Source organism: Pseudoalteromonas maricaloris, assembly GCF_024746855.1.
Lineage (GTDB): Bacteria > Pseudomonadota > Gammaproteobacteria > Enterobacterales > Alteromonadaceae > Pseudoalteromonas > Pseudoalteromonas maricaloris.
In genome coordinates, this window is record NZ_CP024626.1 from 905030 (window position 1) to 924494 (window position 19465).

Annotated in this window: 16 protein-coding genes and 1 riboswitch; of the genes, 6 read left to right on the top strand and 10 right to left on the bottom strand. The window is 43.7% G+C overall.

From position 1 onward, the window contains the following. Positions 1-70 precede the first annotated feature (70 nt). On the top strand, positions 71-490 hold the full coding sequence (locus tag CTT31_RS21745; RefSeq protein ID WP_084204279.1) for a DoxX family protein: 420 nt from the start codon (positions 71-73) through the stop codon (positions 488-490). Between the two features lie 298 nt (positions 491-788). Here the strand turns inward: CTT31_RS21745 and CTT31_RS21750 are convergent, their stop codons facing one another. The 3 genes from CTT31_RS21750 to CTT31_RS21760 all read right to left on the bottom strand — a co-directional run bounded on the left by CTT31_RS21750 (position 789) and on the right by CTT31_RS21760 (position 3061). Then, positions 789-1514 (bottom strand): ABC transporter permease, encoded by a 726-nt coding sequence (locus CTT31_RS21750; protein ID WP_260492519.1) that lies wholly within the window; start codon positions 1512-1514, stop codon positions 789-791. 2 nt (positions 1515-1516) lie between these two features. Beyond that, positions 1517-2404, bottom strand: coding sequence for an ABC transporter ATP-binding protein (locus CTT31_RS21755; protein ID WP_260492520.1), 888 nt, complete (start codon positions 2402-2404; stop codon positions 1517-1519). 147 nt (positions 2405-2551) lie between these two features. Beyond that, complete coding sequence (locus tag CTT31_RS21760; RefSeq protein ID WP_010376030.1) at positions 2552-3061, bottom strand: DUF2141 domain-containing protein; 510 nt, start codon at positions 3059-3061, stop codon at positions 2552-2554. Positions 3062-3535: 474 nt separating this feature from the next. Here CTT31_RS21760 and CTT31_RS21765 point away from each other — a divergent pair, with 474 nt between their 5' ends. The 3 genes from CTT31_RS21765 to CTT31_RS21775 all read left to right on the top strand — a co-directional run bounded on the left by CTT31_RS21765 (position 3536) and on the right by CTT31_RS21775 (position 8969). Then, complete coding sequence (locus CTT31_RS21765) at positions 3536-4423, top strand: pirin family protein (RefSeq protein ID WP_260492521.1); 888 nt, start codon at positions 3536-3538, stop codon at positions 4421-4423. Between the two features lie 9 nt (positions 4424-4432). Continuing rightward, the gene (locus CTT31_RS21770) at positions 4433-5416 is read left to right on the top strand and encodes a glutathione S-transferase family protein (RefSeq protein WP_260492522.1); all 984 of its coding nucleotides are present in this window, start codon (positions 4433-4435) and stop codon (positions 5414-5416) included. Between the two features lie 154 nt (positions 5417-5570). Further along, complete coding sequence (locus CTT31_RS21775) at positions 5571-8969, top strand: ATP-binding protein (RefSeq protein WP_260492523.1); 3399 nt, start codon at positions 5571-5573, stop codon at positions 8967-8969. Positions 8970-9014: 45 nt separating this feature from the next. Here CTT31_RS21775 and CTT31_RS21780 read toward each other — a convergent pair whose 3' ends face one another. Further along, entirely contained in the window at positions 9015-9590 is a 576-nt protein-coding gene (locus tag CTT31_RS21780; RefSeq protein WP_017216953.1) for a DJ-1/PfpI family protein, read from the bottom strand. Between the two features lie 238 nt (positions 9591-9828). On the opposite strand from CTT31_RS21780, the gene CTT31_RS21785 reads away from it, so the two are divergent. Next, positions 9829-11994, top strand: a complete 2166-nt coding sequence (locus CTT31_RS21785; protein ID WP_260492524.1) for a M3 family metallopeptidase — start codon at positions 9829-9831, stop codon at positions 11992-11994. Positions 11995-12056: 62 nt separating this feature from the next. Here the strand turns inward: CTT31_RS21785 and CTT31_RS21790 are convergent, their stop codons facing one another. The 6 genes from CTT31_RS21790 to CTT31_RS21815 all read right to left on the bottom strand — a co-directional run bounded on the left by CTT31_RS21790 (position 12057) and on the right by CTT31_RS21815 (position 18037). Beyond that, complete coding sequence (locus tag CTT31_RS21790) at positions 12057-12734, bottom strand: cell wall-active antibiotics response protein (protein WP_260492525.1); 678 nt, start codon at positions 12732-12734, stop codon at positions 12057-12059. Between the two features lie 448 nt (positions 12735-13182). Continuing rightward, positions 13183-13746 (bottom strand): manganese efflux pump MntP, encoded by a 564-nt coding sequence (locus tag CTT31_RS21795; protein WP_260492526.1) that lies wholly within the window; start codon positions 13744-13746, stop codon positions 13183-13185. Between the two features lie 7 nt (positions 13747-13753). Continuing rightward, positions 13754-13924, bottom strand: a riboswitch (yybP-ykoY riboswitch). Between the two features lie 71 nt (positions 13925-13995). Further along, a complete protein-coding gene (locus CTT31_RS21800; RefSeq protein WP_211856851.1) occupies positions 13996-14715 on the bottom strand; it encodes a nitrilase-related carbon-nitrogen hydrolase in 720 nt (239 codons plus the stop codon). Between the two features lie 7 nt (positions 14716-14722). Further along, positions 14723-15325 carry an alpha-ketoglutarate-dependent dioxygenase AlkB gene (locus CTT31_RS21805; RefSeq protein WP_211856850.1) on the bottom strand — a complete coding sequence of 201 codons (603 nt, stop codon included), beginning with the start codon at positions 15323-15325 and terminating at the stop codon, positions 14723-14725. Positions 15326-15372: 47 nt separating this feature from the next. Further along, positions 15373-16674, bottom strand: a complete 1302-nt coding sequence (locus tag CTT31_RS21810; RefSeq protein WP_260492527.1) for a sensor histidine kinase — start codon at positions 16672-16674, stop codon at positions 15373-15375. Then, positions 16661-18037 (bottom strand): sigma-54-dependent transcriptional regulator, encoded by a 1377-nt coding sequence (locus CTT31_RS21815; RefSeq protein ID WP_260492528.1) that lies wholly within the window; start codon positions 18035-18037, stop codon positions 16661-16663. Before CTT31_RS21815 ends, CTT31_RS21810 begins: the two co-directional genes overlap by 14 nt. Before the next feature lie 175 nt (positions 18038-18212). Between CTT31_RS21815 and CTT31_RS21820 the strand changes: the two genes are divergently transcribed. Beyond that, positions 18213-19460 (top strand): efflux RND transporter periplasmic adaptor subunit, encoded by a 1248-nt coding sequence (locus tag CTT31_RS21820; RefSeq protein WP_260492529.1) that lies wholly within the window; start codon positions 18213-18215, stop codon positions 19458-19460. Positions 19461-19465 lie beyond the last annotated feature (5 nt).

The window sequence follows — 19465 nt, forward strand, 5'->3', positions numbered from 1 at the left end:
TATACTTTCTTCCAACGGCTCATCACCTAGAGCCAATCCAATACCGTCTATATTTATCGAGGAAAGTATCATGAACCTAATTAACATCATTAAACCGAACAGTACAATGGCATCAGTATTATCTTTATTTGGCCGAGTAGGGCTATCAGCCATTTTTATACTGGCTGCGATTAATAAAATCCAATACTTCGAAGGTAATGCTGCATACATGGCTTCAAGTGGATTACCAAGCGAGCTGCTGCCATTGGTTATAGCCTTTGAATTGATAGGAGGGCTTTTCATTCTTGCGGGAGCATTTACTCAGCTGACAGCAATTGCATTTGCAGGATTTAGTATTGTCAGTGCGTTGCTGTTTCACTTTGATCTGGCCGACCAAATGCAGTTCTTAATGTTTTTTAAAAATATTGCAATGGCTGGTGGCTTTCTCGCACTTGCCGTGTCAGGTGCTGGTAAATTCAGTATCGATAGTAAGCTCGTAGAGAGTAAGTAACCTGAGCTGCGGATAATTAATGCCTTTCTAGCAGCCAGTTTTAGCGCTAACTGCGTTGAATTCACTTCCAATAGCCAGCTATTGGAGCGTAAATTCGCCTTGCCTACAGGATGTAGGTACCTTAGCGAGAGCAGGACGCGGAAGCGGTGTTTTCCCTAAAACTCTCTGGCTAGACAAGGAAAAAACTAAGTTGTGCTTTAGCAACAATGAGTTGGAACATTCCTTATCCAAACCTCAGGTTAAGTAATTACAAAATAAAAGCGCACAGGGTTGGGACCGTGCGCTTTTGGTAGTCCTGTTAAGCCTTTTTAAATTTAATTTGTGCGACAAAAAATAATGCTAGTGTTTGTGTAATTAGGACGGCCGCATGGAGGTAAACTGGAAAACCCAAGGTGGCATCAATGGTCGAAAGCGCCAACTGAGAAATATGGAAAGTTGGCAACAGCCAAGCAAACCATTGCATTGCTTCAGGAAATAGCGTGATAGGTAGCCACAGGCCAGAAAGCAATGAGAGTGGTAGGTAAACTAAATTAACCACTGCAGGTGCTGCTTTTGCTGACACTGACAGCCCAACTAACAGCCCTAACATACACAAAGGTAAGGTGCCGAGCAGGGCAATGGCAATCACGAGTAACCATTGAGCTAAACTTAAAGACACGCCAGAAAATAATGCCAGCAAGCTCATTAAGCAGGCTACGAGCAATGAAAAAGCCGTCGCACTCACACATTTTGCGAGCAGATACTGATAGGGAGAAACGGGAGAGAGCTGCTTGAGCATCAGCCAACCATTTTGCTTTTCAAGGGCGACGTTAACGCCAAAGGAAAATAGCGCAGGTCCTATCATGCCAAAAATCAAATAATTGATATACATATAGTTATGGGAGTCATGATGACTGAACACCACGCCGAAGAAAAGATAAAACAAGCAAGGAAATAGGGTGGCTGGGATCACAAAACCCTTACTTCTAAATGTGCTCAAAAGCTCAGTTTTGCTTTCTAGTATAAAGGATGCTGTGTTTATCATGGTTAAGCGCTCCTAGCATTCATTAGGGATAAATAAGCTTCTTCGAGGCTCATTGGGGCTACATATAAATTGCGGATAGAAAATTTCTCTAATAACTGCTGCAAAATATGGTTTGGCTCGTCCGTCAAGATAGTGAACTGATCGCCTTTAACATTCAGATCTATCATGGGAAGTGCGTTAACCAGTGCAGCAGCAGACAGGTCGCTGGTAAACTTGATTTGTGAGCGACGATAGGTGTTGGCAAGCTCTGGTATGTCGTTAAGTTTGGTACATTTTCCTTCTTTTAAAACTAATAATTCATCCGCTAATGCTTCTGCCTCGTGAAGATAGTGTGTGGTAAGGAGTACTGTTTTATTTTGTTGTTTTAACGTCCGTACGGCCTGCCACAGTTGCTGTCTTGACTCTACATCCATACCAACACTAGGTTCATCCAAAAAAACAATGTCGGGATTGCCTGCTAGTGCAATTGCCATAAACAGTCGTTGCTTTTGACCTCCAGATAACGTATCGAAAGTTTGTTCTAAAAATGGTGCTAATTGGCAGAGGGAAATTAACCGCTCCAATGGAATTGGGGCTTGATGGTAACTTGCAAATAACGCCAGAAACTCCTTCATCTTGGTTTGTAGAGGTAGTCCGCCTAACTGCATCATGGCACCCACGCGTTGGCGGCAAAAATCAGACTCAGGCTGATGGCCAAGAACGGAAACTCTTCCTGAAGTGGGTCTTAGTCTGCCAAGCATTATATTGATCAGAGTGGTTTTTCCTGCGCCATTTGGACCAAGAATGGAATATACCTTACCCTGTTCAAGCGTAAGGTTTAGGTCTGCTAATATTGGCTTAGTATTGTTGTATGCAAAACTGATATTTGATAACTCAATGGCATTGCTCACCGTCTTCGCTCCTACTGAACTGTACGATTTGCAGTATGCGTTGCTGTAAGATGAAGCGTGAGTGAGGGTTGTCAGAAAATAAAATGACAAATGTCAGAACTTAAAAAGAGAACTCACAGGCATTGCAACACCTGTGAGTATTCAGCATTACAGCCCTGTCATTTTTGATAAATGCGTAGAGAGGGCAAGTTGGATCTTAGTGTCAGGGGCCTTTACAGTAAACAAAGCCTCTTCAAAATCTCCTTTTGAAAAGCTATCGTGAATGTTATTCGACAGCGCATAAGGCTCACTTGGCATGCCGGTAAATGGGAAGATCATCCGATCCATGCCGCCATCACCATCTTCGTCATGGATCACGTGGATCGCATACTGGCCAGCAGGCACGCCTTCAAAAGTGACCGTCGTGGTAGGAGTTTGCGGTGTGACAATCAGCTTGCGAAAAAAGTGAGCGTCTGGATCATTCACATTTTTATCGCTGTGGTAGTCAGCGCTGTTGTCAAATAGCAGTACTAGCATTTGACCATCGGTATTGGTCACATCAGTGATCTCAACCGTAAGATTCGTTGGGGGACCTGCAACCGTATTTACGCTTACCGGACTTGTTGAACTACACGCCGCAAGTAGTGCCAGCGCAAACAATAAACTTAGGGACCTCATCCTTTGCTCCTATTAAGGGTTAAATTGTAGCTCCACAAGCTTGTCAGATAATTGTGTAAATACTGTTAAAAATTGTTAGATGCGAGCAATGTTAAAGACTGTTCTGACCAGTATGACCGCGCGCTGTAATAGATGGGAATAATCATTCGATGTAATAGAACGAAATAGCCAAATTTGACTAATTTTATTCTCGCGCAGGTTTGGTAGGCTAACTATTAAATAATTGCGCTGAACTTATTATCCCAAGTTCAGGTTAACCCGAGAGCTATTATGAAAATTATCCGAACGAACAAAGCACAGGCAACACAAGATGGTGCTGGCGTAAATATTAACCGCATCGCTGGATTTGACGGCAAGAGTTAGGGCCTGTTTATCTTTCAAGTTTGTTTTTGCAGCAGTTTGATTGGTATTTATACAAGGCAGAGCCGGCGTAGCATAGTTATTCTATGTGAGTCAGGCGATAACACAGTAGAAATGCCAATTAAGCGCTGCCCTTTGGGTTCACCTGAGTGCGCTTTGTTCATTGTTGCTCAACTTTTGCCTAGATTACTAGGCGGCAAGTCGAGCGTCGCGACCAAAACACACTCAGGAGAACAAAAGTCAAACAGCAAAGGTCAACAGGCCCTAGATCCTTATCTCATGATTGATGAATTGAAATCAGATAATCGCAGTGACTTTATGGCTGGCTTCCCACCGCACCCACACCGAGGCATTGAAACCTTTACCTATATTCGTAAAGGCGGCTTTGAGCATAGAGATCAAATGGGTAATGTCAAAGCCATTCGCAGCGGTGATGTGCAGTGGATGAGTACCGGGCGTGGTGTGGTGCATTCAGAAATGCCGCTAAGTGACGAAGAGGGCATGCATGGCTTTCAAATTTGGTTAAATATGCCAGCAAAAGACAAAATGCGAGCGCCTAGATATCAAGATACAACTGAGCACCCTGCACCACAAAAAGCGATAGCAAAAGCAGGTTATTTCAAAGCACTGGCGGGCGCATGGCAAGTGGAGGGCGAAGTACTTACATCATCATTACAGTCTCTTGCAGGGGAGGGAGCACTTGCAGATGTGACCCTAACTGCGGGAAGTCAATTGCACCTTGAACTGGCTCAGTTCGGCAAGGTGATGATCTACATTCATTCGGGCAGATTTGAAAACTATGGGGAGCAAACGTTGCTTGAGCTTGACCCAAGTCAAAACCTCGCTCTCCTCGCGACGGATGATGTTGGCTTTTTGATCCTTGCAGGGCAGCCGATTAATGAAAAAATAGCGCATATGGGACCATTTGTGATGAATACCCAAGAGGAGCTTCATCAAGCGGTAAGAGATTATCAACAAGGACGCTTCGGCGATATTGTATAGGGGGTTTACATGGGATTATTAATTGCCGGTCAATGGCACGATAAGTGGTATGACACAAAAAGTAGCCAAGGCAAGTTTGAGCGTGAGTCTGCAAAACTAAGAAATTGGGTAACAAAAGACGGCAGTGCGGGGCCAACGGGTAAAGGGGGCTTTAAAGCAGAGTCCGGACGCTACCATTTGTATGTTTCCCTTGCGTGTCCTTGGGCTCATAGAACGCTCATTTTCCGACAGCTTAAACATTTAGAGGCGCATATTGATGTATCGATTGTAGACCCTGATATGTTAGACCAAGGTTGGTGCTTTACCAGTCAGCGTCCAGAAGTCGGTGATAGCCGGTATCAGCTCAGCTTTATGCATCAGCTGTATACGAAAAACGACCCAAATTATTCGGGTCGAGTCACGGTGCCAGTCCTTTGGGATAAACAAACGGAGCAAATCGTGAGCAACGAATCGAGTGAAATCATTCGTATGTTTAATCGTGCTTTTAATCAGATAACGGGAAACGACACTGATTATTACCCAGAGGCGCTACAGCATGAAATCGATGAAATAAACGACTTTGTTTATCACAACATCAACAATGGCGTATATAAGGCCGGGTTTGCGACAACCCAAGATGCTTATCACAATGCGGTAAGCGCGTTATTTAACGCGCTAGATAAGCTCGAAGCAAGACTCGCTGCGCAACGTTATCTTGTGAAAGGACAATTAACGGAAGCCGACTGGCGATTATTTACGACTCTCATCCGTTTCGACAGCGTGTACCATGGTCACTTCAAGTGCAATATTAAGCAAATCGAAAATTACCCCAATATTTCTGCCTATGTGCGTGACTTATATCAACATCAAGGTATTGCAGATACGGTTGATTTTTACCACATTAAAAGGCACTACTACTTTAGCCATACGATGATCAATCCAACCCAAGTAGTACCAGAAGGGCCAAGCATTGATTATCACCGTTTTCATAACCGTAAAGGCATCACGTTGTAAATAACCTCCGCGTGCAGGGTAACTAATCTTTGTCTTTGTTTCTATTTGGACTAGATTTAATAATGCGTTTGCTTATAGCTGCTCCTTGTGCTTAAGTGCAAACGCATTTTAGGTCTTTATGCCTAACAGTCAGGCCACTGTCCAAGGAGAAAATGTGTCTTCTTCCAATATTGCTAAGGGCGCTATTGTACTGCTGCTCGCCGTGATGGTGAGTGCCATCTTATATTTTGAAAACAGTATCCATCGTGACCTGAACGAGGGCTTTTATCAGCGCTTGGAGCAGGTACATTCGGCACAAAACAATATTTACTTGGGAGAGATAGACGATAACCGCCGGTTTCTTTATTTTCTGCTAGATACCCCGCCAATTCAGGGTATCGCCAGAGCGGAAAAAAACGATGGTATCGACCCTCAAGAAAACACGCCGCTTGATGTTTGGCGGGCACGACTAAGCACGATTTTTAGGTCAATGTTATATTCGTATGAAGGCATTAATCAGATCCGCCTACTTGACGCCCATACAGGCGTTGAGATGGTTAGGGTTGAGCGGCAACTAGGCCAAGTGATCACGGTCCCTGATAGCAAATTACAAGATAAAAGTAAGCACGACTATTACGTTCAAGCACTGCAACTGCCAGAACGTACTATCTATTCCACAACTATCAACTTAAATCGCGAGCACGGACAAGTCGTCACGCCTTTTCAACCAACCAAACGTTTTACTTTACCGACTTACGATATAGATAACGAATTATTTGGTATATTGGTAATTAATACCAATGCTGAAAAGATGATAGAGAGAATTGTCTCTCAAGTGCCTAGTATGCAAAAAGTGATGCTCTTAGGTGCAGATGACTCGTTTATTTATCATCCTGAATTTTCGCTACGATACAGCAAAGATATAAACCCCGAAATCAACTTTCAAACATTATATCGCGTGACGCCATGGTCCAATAAAATCCAACTGGTGGAAGAAAAGTCAACGGGAGACCAGTTTCTTGCGCTCATTAGCAAGGTTGAAGGGGCTAACTTTAACAACTTAGAAGTTAAGCTCGTTAATCTTATCCCTTTTGCTGTTTATCAGCAAAGCCTCAATGAAAAACGATTAACCACCTATGTTTTACTCGCGATTGCCTGCGGTGTATTCGCTCTAGTCTTTTTTGCATTTTGGCAATATACCCATAGTTTACGTGCGCTCGATTCAACGCGAGCAGAGTTTAAGGCGATTTTAGATGGTGCATCAGATGGTGTGCTTGGCTTTGATAACAGCTTAAAGCTCACCAGCTTTAATGAGTCGGCACAGCGTTTCTTTAAGCAGCTGAATAACAGTCGTTTAGGTAACAACCCACAGTTTTTGCCAGAGGCTGTGCATCAGTTTTTATTTCACTATGCCAATATGGTTTTACAGGGCGAAGTGGTGGAGTCTAAGTCATTACAACTAGACTTGAATGCTCATGAGAACATCTGGCTTTCACTTAGTTTATCTCCAATCTATGCAGGAAACGGGCGCATTCAGGGGGTCGCACTATTCGTTGAAGACATCACTGCGAAAAAAGAAGCGGAAGCACAGTTAGTTGGTGCAAATGAACGACTAGAGCAAGAGGTGAAGGAGCGCACCAAAGAGCTGGTGGACGCTCGGGATAAAGCAGCGAAAGCGTCAGAAGTGAAAAGTGCATTTATTTCCACTATCAGCCATGAAATGAGGACGCCTCTCAATGGTATTTTAGGATCACTAAACTTGGTGAGAAAAGAGCCCGTTACTAAGCACCAACATAAGTACCTAGAAATGATGGAAACGAGCTCGACTACGCTTTTGTCGTTAATTAACGATGTACTGGACTTGTCGAAGATAGAAGCGGGTAAGCTGGACATTGATAATGAGCCGTTCAACCCGCTCTCTGTCATTGAGCATGTCGCGCTATCTATGTCGGCGAAAGCCAAAGAACAGGGTATCACTTATATTTTGGACCAAACTGGTTTAGCGCATATTGAACTGTGCGGTGATGCGGCGCGCGTTAAACAAATAATTTATAACCTCCTTAGTAACGCAATTAAATTTACTAAAAAAGGTCATGTGAAGTTGACCGTTACCACCGAACAGTTAGACGACACGGTATGGCTTAAAGTCACTGTGGAAGACACTGGGGTTGGAATTGAGAAGGCCAATCATAACAAGCTATTTCAATCGTTTAGTCAAGAATCCGCTAATACCTCGAACGAGTTTGGTGGGACAGGCCTTGGACTCTCTATTTGTCAGCAGTTAGTCGAAAAGATGCTCGGCCATATTCACTTTGAGAGTGAAAAGTTTAAAGGCAGCAAGTTTTGGTTTGAATTACCGTTTTCTAGTACGCAAACTAAGCCCATCAACGTGCCTGAAGTATTGGCCGGTAAAACAGTCTCTGTGTTCAGTAAAACTAAATTGGAGTCAGACACTATCGCTAAGCTTATCGCTAAATGCGGTGGTAAGTACGTTGAGAAAGAGACGCAGAGTGATATATACATCATTACCAATGAGCAAGATTATATTCAAGTGAAGTCAGCTCAAAATCACTTTGAAAAACTTATTTTAGTGGGGGATGAGCTTCAGTGTATTAACGATGCTGATAACATAGTGCATATTTCTTCACCTCTTCGGGTTGGAGAATTTGTCGCGCTATTTGACTTAAATAAGGCAATTCGATTACAGCCTAGCTTGAAGAAGTCAGGTGAGACAGTCGCGTTAAGTGGTAACTTGGTCGCGGGCTGTCACATCTTGGTGGTAGACGATAATCAAATCAACCGGATTGTGGCAAAAGGCATTTTGGAAGGACAAGGGGCTAAGGTGAGTTTTGCCGTTGATGGTCAAGATGCTGTGAATAAACTGCTTTCATTTGAGCATCAAGAGGTAGATTTTGATGCTATCTTTATGGACTGTAATATGCCAGGAATGGATGGGTATCAGGCCACAAGAGCGATCCGTCAAGGTCAAGGTGGTGATAAGTATAAAGATGCGATCATTATTGCGATGACTGCCAGCGCCCTTGCGGGTGAAAAAGAACGTTGTCTCAATGCAGGAATGGATGAGTTTGTGACGAAACCTGTGGTCGTTGAACAGTTATTTGACGTGCTAGATGCGCTAGGTGTGCATGCTAAGGATGATGACTCTTTGCTCACTCAATCGTTTGAAAGCGTGGCAGAAGAGCAAACGGGCATGCCGATAAACGAAGCTGACGTGCTTGAGCGCCTCTCTGGGGACGAAGAATTACTTAAAAAGGTGTACACCTTATTCTTGAACGACTCTGAAAATCAAATGCAACAGCTTAGATTGAGTATCAAAAATAGTAATTGCGACGCATCGGCAAAATACAGCCATGCACTTAAAGGTCAAGCTGGTGATTTAGCCGCAGAAGCACTCTTTGATCTGCTTGATAAAATAGAGACTTATGCGCGTGAACACCAAGCTGGGCAGTGTAAATCACACTTGGAACAAGCGCAAAGTGAATACGAAAAAGTCGTCGTATTTGCGAAAAAACGTGTGAGTGAGCTAGAGCTTATGGGTAGCAGTAGTGAATAGTTATTCGCATGGTAACGTTAATAATGGTGAGGTTATTCACCATTATTAACTTCTAGGCCAGTCATAATCCATTTGGGTTGCGGTTTTTCTTGCAACAGATTGCCCAAAGCGTTTTTTCACCAGCTCTAAACTCATATCGATACCTGCCGAAATACCCGCTGAGCTAGTAAAATTCTGATCCATCATAAATCTTACATCCTCAACGACTTCTAAAGAGGGATATTGCTCTCTCAAATCGTCGATATCCTGCCAGTGGGTGGTGACTCGCTTGCCATCAATAAGGCCTGCTTCGGCATATAAAAACACACCTGTACAAACAGATGCGCACTGAGAGGTATGATTCGCTGTTTCTGCAAGCCAATTAAGTACGTTGTGATCTCCGCAAATTTGGTGATGAAGTCCGCCGACTACGATGAGCAAATCAAACTTTGGATGCGAGTAAATACTGTAATGGGGGTTTACACTCATGCCGCCACGCGAGGTAACAGGAACATGACTTGGCGCGACAAGGCTGACGTTAATCGGCGTTTCGATAAATCGCTTTGCGGTGTTGAATACCTCAAACGGACCACAAAAATCTAAACATTCCGCACCGTCATAGATAAAAATACCAACTTCCATCATTTTTTCTCACAGATCAGTTTTTTACTAACTTGGCTGATTTTAGTTAAATTTTCAAGGTAAATTGTAACAACCCATGAAAAAACTCTACTCACTGTCGTTTTAGTGTCTTTAAGCTACTATGAACTCTAGCTTTTCTGCTCCATCGCAGAGAACCTTGTTTCTCCCGCAAAGCGATTGCACTTTTAGAGGCGATCCGTAATATCTTACCCACGATAACAACAAGCGATGAAACAAAATGTTCAAACCTTCCATCACATTATTAAGTGCAGCCGTATGTTTAGCCCTTGCGGGTTGTGCGGGCACTGCAGACCAAAGCCAAGAACCAGTAAAATCACTGCAAAGTAAGCAATATGATAACGTGCTTTTACAGGAGTTTTCAGGTCCTTATCAAGGCGTTCCTCATTTTGACAAAATGAAGCTTGAAGATTTAGAAACTGCGCTTGAAATTGGTATGGCTGATAATTTGAAAGAAATTGAAGCAATAGCCAATAATCCAGCTAAGCCAACTTTTGAGAACACCATTGTTGCACTAGAAAGAGCGGGGGCCGCTTTGGATCGCGTTTTTACCTACTATGGTCTTTGGAGTGCAAACATTTCAAGCCCAGAGTTTAGAGAAATCCAATCGCGAGTTGTGCCTAAGTTTTCAGAGTTCAGCTCTAAAATTACCCAAAACCAAGCGCTTTTTGAACGCGTAAAAGCAGTATATGAAGGCGCTGAATATAAAAAGTTAACTGCTGAAGAGCAGCGTATCACTTGGATGCGTTATAACGGCTTTGCTCGCAATGGTGCGACGCTAAAAGGTGAAGAAGCTAAGCGTTACGCAGACATCAATCTTGAGCTATCAAAGCTACATACTAAGTTTGCAAATAACGTCCTTGCAGATGAAGAAAACTACGTGGTTTACCTCACTAAAGCGCAGTTGTCAGGTTTGCCCGAGTCGTTTGTTGCATCGGCAGCGGCTGCTGCAAAAGCACGCGGCAAGGCGGATATGTATGCGATTACAAACTCTCGCTCTTCAATGGATCCATTTTTAACCTACTCAACAGAGCGTGAGTTACGCGAGAAAGTATGGAACAACTATTATAACCGAGGCAACAACGGTGGTGAGTACGACAACAAAGCGATTATCTCTGACATCTTAACGCTTAGACATGAGCGCGTTAACTTACTGGGTTACGATAATTACGCGCAGTGGCGTCTTGAAGACCGCATGGCGAAAAAGCCTGAAAACGCGATGGCGCTGATGAAAAAAGTGTGGCCAGCAGCAATTGCCCGCGTGAAAGAAGAAGTTGCTGACATGCAAGCGATCGCCGACAAAGAAGGCGCCGATATCACCATCAAGCCATGGGATTACCGTTTCTACGCCGAGAAGGTTCGCCAAGCTAAATATCAATTGGATTCAAACGAAGTGAAAGCCTATTTACAGCTAGATAATCTGCGCGAAGCAATGTTCTATGTTGCAGGCCGTTTGTTTAACTTTGAGTTCACCGAAGTGCCTAAGGGCTCAGTACCAGTGTTCCACCCTGACGTTCGTGTATGGGAAGTAACAGACAAAACCACCGGTGATAATATCGGCCTTTGGTATTTAGACCCGTTCGCACGTAAAGGTAAACGCTCTGGTGCGTGGGCCATATCATATCGTAGCCATACAACATTTGATGGTAAAACAAATGTGCTTAGCTCAAACAACTCCAACTTTGTGAAAGCACCTGAAGGTGAAGCGACCTTAATTTCTTGGTCAGATGCAGAAACCTATTTCCATGAGTTTGGTCACGCGCTGCATGCGCTTTCATCAAACGTGAAGTACCCAAGTTCAAACTCTGGTGTGCGCGACTACACTGAGTTCCAATCTCAGCTATTGGAGCGTTGGTTGGCAACGGACGAAGTGATCAATCGTTACTTAGTTCACTATAAAACAGGCAAACCTATGCCTAAAGCGCTAATCGAGAAAATCAAGAAGTCAGCAACCTTTAACCAAGGTTTCGCGACGACTGAATACCTTGGATCGGCTATCATGGATATGCTTTTCCATACCACAGATCCTGACAAGATTGGCGACCCTGTTGCATTCGAAAAGTCTCAGTTAGGTGCGCTTGGCATGCCGGACGAGGTAGTGATGCGCCATCGTACAACTCACTTTGGTCACGTATTCTCAGGTGAAGGTTATTCAGCGGGTTACTACGGTTACCTGTGGGCTGAGGTATTAACTTCTGATGCAGCAGAAGCGTTTGCTGAAGCGCCAGGTGGCTTCTACGACAAAGACGTTGCACAGCGTTTAGTGGATTACCTATTCTCAGTTCGCAACTCAATGGATCCAGCAGAAGCGTATCGCAAGTTTAGAGGCCGTGACGCTGAAGTTGAGGCGCTAATGCGTGATAGAGGCTTTCCGGTAGAGAAGTAAAAAGTTTACTCTGCTATTTGGATAATAAAAAACCCCTGAACCAAGGGGTTTTTTATTAAGCTTTAGCTTTTGGATTTCGTGCCGTCACCAAATAGGGATTTAAGGCCGTCGGCAAATTGCTTTATTTGCGCTTTCATCGAGCGCTTTACACTAACTTCAATGCTACCCAAAATCATTCTGCCGTGAATATAAATGCGTGGACGCTGTTTCACCTGCCCTGCAGATGCAAGCGTATTTCTTGTGTTTTCTACTGAACCCATAATATTACGAATATCGGTGACGACATCGACTGTGTCTGGTACAAAGATTTCGTCACTGCCTAAAATGCAATCTATATAAATATGTACTTCAGGGTGACTAAAAATTGCGTTACTAAAATCTAGTTCCAAGCTGCCAAGGTAGTTTTTTAGGTGGATCTCTTTAGGTACGACCCACTCGCCACTGCGATGGTTGGAACTAAGTATAGAGGTAACGCTTATCGCCTCAGCACCATCTACGCTTGAGGTAAATTTTGGACCCAAACGAGCGGCTTTTTCGCTGTGATATCTTGCATCCGACTTGAGCGGTAAATCAGCACTAAGTGCTGCAATTTGTTCTTGTTCGTTCAGGTCGTATGCTTTATCCAATCGTCTCTCGAATGCATCAGCCGAAAGCTCACCGTGGCTGTAATTTAGAATTAACTGGTCAATCACCTCTTCCCTGACGGATTCGAGAGGCCTATCTTTTAATGGCACAGACATATGGTTGGTTCCGTTCTCTTGATTTGTGGTTAGAGTAGCAACAACCAAGCCAACATTAAATTATTTATAAAACAAGTGGTTAGTGTTTTTTAATATCAACTTACTCTATTTATTTACTAATATTTAGTTGTACAAAATAGTATTTGGTCAAAATTACCACTATTAGATTGCAGGTAACGCAGTAGCGCAGGTGTAGTTTGATATTGTTAGTCACTTTGCTATGGTAGTAGGTGTTCGCAAAACAACCAAAGGAGATTAGTTATGGCGAAGAAAGGCGATGTTAAAGCGCTTAAAAAAGAGCTGAAAGCGCGTAAAGCAAAGATTGAAAAGCATGAAGCGAAAATCAAAAAGCTGAAAAAAGCGATTAAAAAGGCTTAAAAGCCATTAGCCCTAACGCAAAGGGATAAGTAAGCGAGCGGTAAATATACCGCTCTTTTTGCGAGTCAGATTAAATCGAAAGATGGCTATATAGCAACCAAGTTCCCACACAGATTAAGATCACCCCACCAAAGATTTCAGCTCGACTACCAAGAAACTTTCCTGCCGAATGCCCAATCATCACGCCAATTGTTACCATCATGGTGGTGGCAAGGCCAATGAGCGCAGCGGCGAGCCATATATTCACATCAACAAATGCGAGACTGACACCGACAGCCATCGCATCAATGCTAGTGCCAAACGCTGTGATAATGGTTTTTAACCAAGGCTGCTTTGCGTGTTGCGTTGGTGCATCATCGTCACCCTTAAGGCTCTCATAAATTATATGAGCGCCAAGTCCTAACAATAAGATAAACGCAATCCAATGATCCCAAGCCTCGACATAGCCAGCTGCAGATTGTCCTATTAACCAGCCAATTAGCGGTGTACTGGCTTCAATAATCCCAAAAATAAGGCCGATTTTTATGGCTTCGGTAAGCCGAGGTGATTTTAGGCTGGCGCCTTTACCGATTGCCGCGGCAAACGCATCGGTAGACATGGCGTATGCTAACAGTAGCAGGGTGACGAAATTCATTTACATTGCTCCGGTCGGGCGATTTGAGTCCACGATACATCCACACGCCCGACCACAGGCATGGATATATCGATGGTCTCGCCAACCGAGAGGTGTCCGCACCATGGCATTTTGGCCAATTATGTTGATACGAACTCTTCCGAGCATTGGAAGCAGGCTACTCCCCAACGAGTTGCGATAATATCAAGAATTGCAGTGGATGCAAAACCAAAATTGAGCAGCTCCTGACGGTGATAATTCTCGTTACCTTTATGACGGGGCAAAGCAGTCTATTTCGGTTGTGATAAGCTGCTCCTTTGCATCACCGAGTATAAGTACCTCGCCATTAGGGTTCACAAGAAGGCTTTGGCCGATAAATTGAATTCCCGTGCCATTGCTGTGGTCCATTCCTAGGCGATTGGCTGAAATAATATGGACTTTATACTTCTTGGCTTGTTTTATTATGGTATCAAGGCTGTCTTCGCCACAATAATTTGAAGGGTTCACAATGAGCTGTACGCCCTGCTCGGTGAGTTGCATCAGCCCCTCTTCAAACCAGATGTCGTAACATAATAAAATACCCACTTTAATACCCATTACTTCGTGCACTTTGAATGCATTACCTGATTGAAAAAAGCGCTTATCGGGCGGTGCTAAAAAAACCTTACGATGTACGCCAACAATCCCTTCTGGACCCACTATAGCCGCACTATTAAAGTGCTCACAGCCTGCCTTCTCAATGATGCCAGCGATGATAGTACCGTGTTGTTGTTGTGCGATAGATTGAAGCAGGCTGATAGTCGTGCTGTCGGATAACTCCTCTGCCATTTCCTCCATATGAGTATGGCAAAGAAAGAGGCTACCTGAAGTACATAATTCGGGTAAGACGATGAGATCAAAGTCAGCCTTTGATAAGGTTTTTTCTATGGTTGTCCAGTTGCATTGAGGGTCGCCATAGTTGACTGCAAATTGATAAAACCCCACTTTCATCGTTCACCTACGTAATATTGGGCCAAGCAAACTGCCTAAAGGTCAGATTGAATCTAGCACCAATCTCTTTAGGTGCAGGAGGTACGGCATGTTGGAACTGCGTTTGAAAGCCATTTCCCATGATGAATAACGAACCGTCTTCTAGCTGCTGTTCAAATTGCTCATCGGGATTTTCTTGATGACGAACTTGAAACAAGCGCTCGGCACCTAAGCTCAGAGAAGCGATAACATTAGTTGGCCCAAATGCGGACAGATCACTGTGAAAGTCCATATACTCCTCACCATCTGGATAAAAAATACAGACACAGACGCTAAATTCGATACCTATTTGAGTCTGTAATCGCTGCTGTATTGATGCAATCAAATCAGGCCAAGTTTGGCGTCTACCATGATAGCTAGGAAATACCGCTGGATCTTCGAGCCTTGGCTCTACAAACATCATTTTCCAGGGTCTAATCTCTGTATTTTCACCGTTAGGCAAGGTGATGATTTCAGGCTGAGATAAATCACAGTGCTTGATTAACCACTGATACAGTGAGTGGCTTTCTGCCTTGGTAAGAAACGCTGGAATATACTCTGCCTCGGCGTTATCGATAAGTGGAAGTTTCATGACTAATTCCTTGTTGTTGCTATTTTTCTTTAACAAAAAGAACAGCACTAAAGCAAGACACTAAAGCAGCTCCCTTTTCCTACTTCAGAGGTTGCGCTGATCCGCCCTTTGTGGCGATGGATAATTTGTTGGCTGAGTGCAAGTCCAATTCCTGAGCCATGAGGTTTTGTGGTAAAAAATGGTACGAATATTTTATCAAGTGCGCTGGGTTCTATTCCTTCCCCGTTATCAGCGACGTTGATCTCACATTTGCCGTAGCGATTAATCGTTGCTGATACAGTCACTACTTTTTCTTGGTTGTTATGTTTCATGGCATCTTTGGCGTTATTTAGTAGATTGAGCAGCACTTGTTCTATCATCTTTCTATCAACATTAATGCTCAGCGCAGCGGGCGTCACGTCAAAGTGTAGAGTGATATTGGCGTCCCTAAAGTCGCGTTTTATCAGCGGTGTAATGTCGTCAAATAAAGTCTGTACCGCAAGCGGTTGGAGGTCAAGTTCAGGAATATGCGTGAGCTTTCTGTAGTTATCAATAAAGCCAAGTAAAGACTGGCTTCTAATACCAATTGCTTGCAGGCTTTGTAGGTAGTCTTCAACGAGCTCTTGGTCTGTCACCGCTTCAGCTAGCTGATTATTGGTGATATTAACTAGCGTATTGGAGAGTGAATAAATCGGTGCGACGGAGTTTCCTATTTCATGGATAAGCACGCGGATCAGCTTTTGCCAAGACTCGATTTGGGTGCTCTCTAGCTGCTCTGAAATCGCGGTGAAAAGCCAAAGTTGGTACTGATTACCTTGATTGGAAAACGTAAAATATTTAAATAGTAAGTCTTTGGCGATGTGGCTACCTACTTTGGCTTGTTCAAGCTCTGGGTGTGCTGCAAGTAGTGAGTGTCCAGACTCTGCGCCGCGAATATCCAACAATTGCTTTGCGCTGTTATTACAAATCAAAATGGTGTGGCCATTTTTGATAAGGATCAGACCTGCTTCTATGTGTTGCAGCATGGTTTCGTATGTGGTGACGAGCTCTGCCTGCTTGGTTTTATCTTGCTGAGCTTTCTGAATAAGCTCGTTACAGATTGTAAGTGCTTGCTTACTTATTGGGTGCTTATTATCAATTCTAAAGCTGCCATCTTGATACTTGAGCGCAGTAAACACCTCTTCGAATTGTTGTTTTTGTCTTTGCAGTGTGGCAATAGACAGCACTGTGAATAGCACTGCAATCGCAATGAATAACCCACTAAACAAAAAGACGTAGCTGTGGAGAAAACCCAATATACCAAGTGTGGCGAATAAAATGGCTGCGAGTTGAAAAATGGCCATGCGAACGAGGCTATTATTCCACATCATACTTCTCCATTTTACGGTACAGTGACGCTCGAGTGATCCCAAGCGCTTTAGCCGCATGGCTGATATTTCCTTTAAAGTCTCGAACCGCCCGCTCTATGGTGTGCTGCTCTATTTCTGCGAGATTATAGGTGTCAAGAAATCCCGCGTTCTCCTCAGAGCTTGCCCCTGGACTGGTGAGCTGAAACTGCAATTGGGTTGAGTCAGATAAAATAACAGCGCGTTCAACCAAGTGTTGTAATTCTCGGATGTTACCGGGCCATTGATACTTGACTAAATCAGCCATCATTTTGTCGGTGACCGTTTTGCACTGGAGCTTGTATTTTTTGCTGTATAGATCAGCATAAAACTCAATAAGTAGCGGAATATCTTGGGGTCTATCTCGTAGTGCGGGAAGTGTGAGCTCTACGGTATTAATGCGGTATAACAAGTCCTGACGAAAACTGCCTTCGCGCACCATGCCATACAAATTCATATTGGTTGCGGTGATAAGGCGCAGATCAACCTCTATTTGTTTGCTGCCTCCGACTGGCGTAACCACTCGATTTTGGATCGCAGTAAGTAACTTTCCCTGTAACTCGAGCGGAATATTGGCTATTTCATCCAAAAACAAAGTTCCGGATTCTGCAAGTTCAAAGCGACCTGGCTTATTGGCTTTCGCATCTGTAAATGCGCCTTTCATATGGCCAAACAATTCACTTTCGAACAAAGAGCTGGCGATCGTGCCCATATCGACAGACATGAAAGTATTGTCTTTTCGTAAAGACTGTTTATGTAGCTCTCTGGCAACGACTTCTTTACCTGTGCCGCTTTCGCCTAAGATTAAGACGTTGGCATCGGTTTTAGCAGCCTTTTCTATGGTTTGAAAAACTTGCTCCATTGCTGGACTCGAAGCAATTAAATGCTCGAATGGTTTGTTTTGCGCTGCCATTGAGATTTGTGCGATTTGCGTGAGCTTCTTGGACTTTTGCCGTTGTTCGCTCAACTCGATGCAATTGGCAACCGTTGCAAGTAGCTTTTCATTTTGCCAAGGCTTGAGGACAAAATCGTTGGCGCCAAGTTTGATCGCATCCACCGCCATCGTTAGGTCGCCATAGGCGGTGAAGAGTACAACCACGGCATCTTCGTTTAAGGCTTTTATTTGTTTTAGCCAGTAGAATCCTTCGGCACCGGAGGTTGATTCTCGAGTAAAGTTCATGTCGAGCAATATCAGTGCAAAGTCCTGTGCTGACATTGTTTTAGCGATATCATGGGGACTCTCTAGCGTCACGACTTTTTTGTAATATTGTTTGAGCAACATTCTCGTGGCGACGAGAATTTCGCTGTTGTCGTCGACAACTAAAATTGCCTTATCGCTGATAGTCATTACATTTCCTTTCCTCATCAAACTGTACGATATCGTACACTAGGTGTTTAATTTTTTTACACTCTTTTGTTCCATTATTCCATAGAACTATTTTATGTTTTTGATTTTTATTTGTTTTTTATTTTGGCATGCAACTTGAGTTATTAGGCTAACCTAAACTCAAGAGAGTGACAAAATGGACAGAAAAATAACACCTAACAAAAGATTTCAGCTGTGGTGGCTGGTGCTACCTGTCATCGTGGTAGCGTATTTTGCATTTGATAGTGCAGCGAGTAGCAGCGGGGATCGTGTTAATCTGGCGATGGATAAAGTCAAGATAAGTACAGTGACAAAGGGCGAGTTTCATGATCTTATTCCGCTTAGAGGCAGCATTATGCCGAGTAAGTCTGTGTATCTAGATGCCATCGAAGGTGGACGAGTCGAAGCGCGTTTCGTCGAAGAAGGTGCGATGGTTAAAAAGGGTGACAAACTGCTCGCACTGAGCAACACCAGTTTGCAGCTGGATGTGATCTCCCGTGAGGCGCAGATCTCAGAGCAGCTAAATAACCTACACAATACCCGCTTAGCGATAGATCAAAACCGTTTAAACTTAAAACGAAACCTATTAGAGCTAGATTTTCAGGTAAGTCAAAGTGAGCGAAAGCTTGCGCAGTTCAAGCGCCTTGGTAGCGGGAATTTAGTTTCAAAAGATGAGCTACAAGCGGCCGAAGATGAAACTGAGTATCTAAAAAACCGCCGCAAGTTAATTATTGAGCAGCAGCAACAAGATGAAAAAATCCGTACGGCACAAATTGCACAGCTAGAAGATAGCGTCGAGCAGCTTAATAAAAACTTAGGTTTTGCGCGTAAAAATCTTGAAAATCTAATTATCAAAGCGCCTATGGATGGTCAATTGACTGCGCTAGACGCGGAACTAGGCGCGTCAAAGGCGAGAGGCTCACGTTTAGGGCAAGTGGATATTGTGTCTGAATATAAAGTGTCGGCCCAAATTGATGAATTTTACCTAGGCCGCGTGTATGCGGGACAAACCGCAAGGTTAACACTGCAGGGTAAGCCGTATGAGCTAACGCTCGCAAAGGTCTATGCCGAAGTGTCAAATGGTCGCTTTGAAGTGGATTTAACTTTTAATGGTGTGCTGCCCAGCGACATTCGTAGAGGTCAAAGTTTGCAGTTGGAGTTGTTATTAGCAGATGCGAAAGCCGCGACTTTAATACCAAATGGTGGATTTTATCAAGATACCGCTGGCAAGTGGGTATTTGTACTAGAGCAGGGCAGCCAAGTGGCGGTGAAGAAATCGGTGACTTTTGGCGAGCGTAACAACAAATATATTGAAGTACTTGATGGGCTGGCAGTCGGCGACCGAGTGATCACTTCAAGTTACAGCAGCTTTAAAGACATGCAGTCGGTCAGTTTGACTCGTTAATAGAA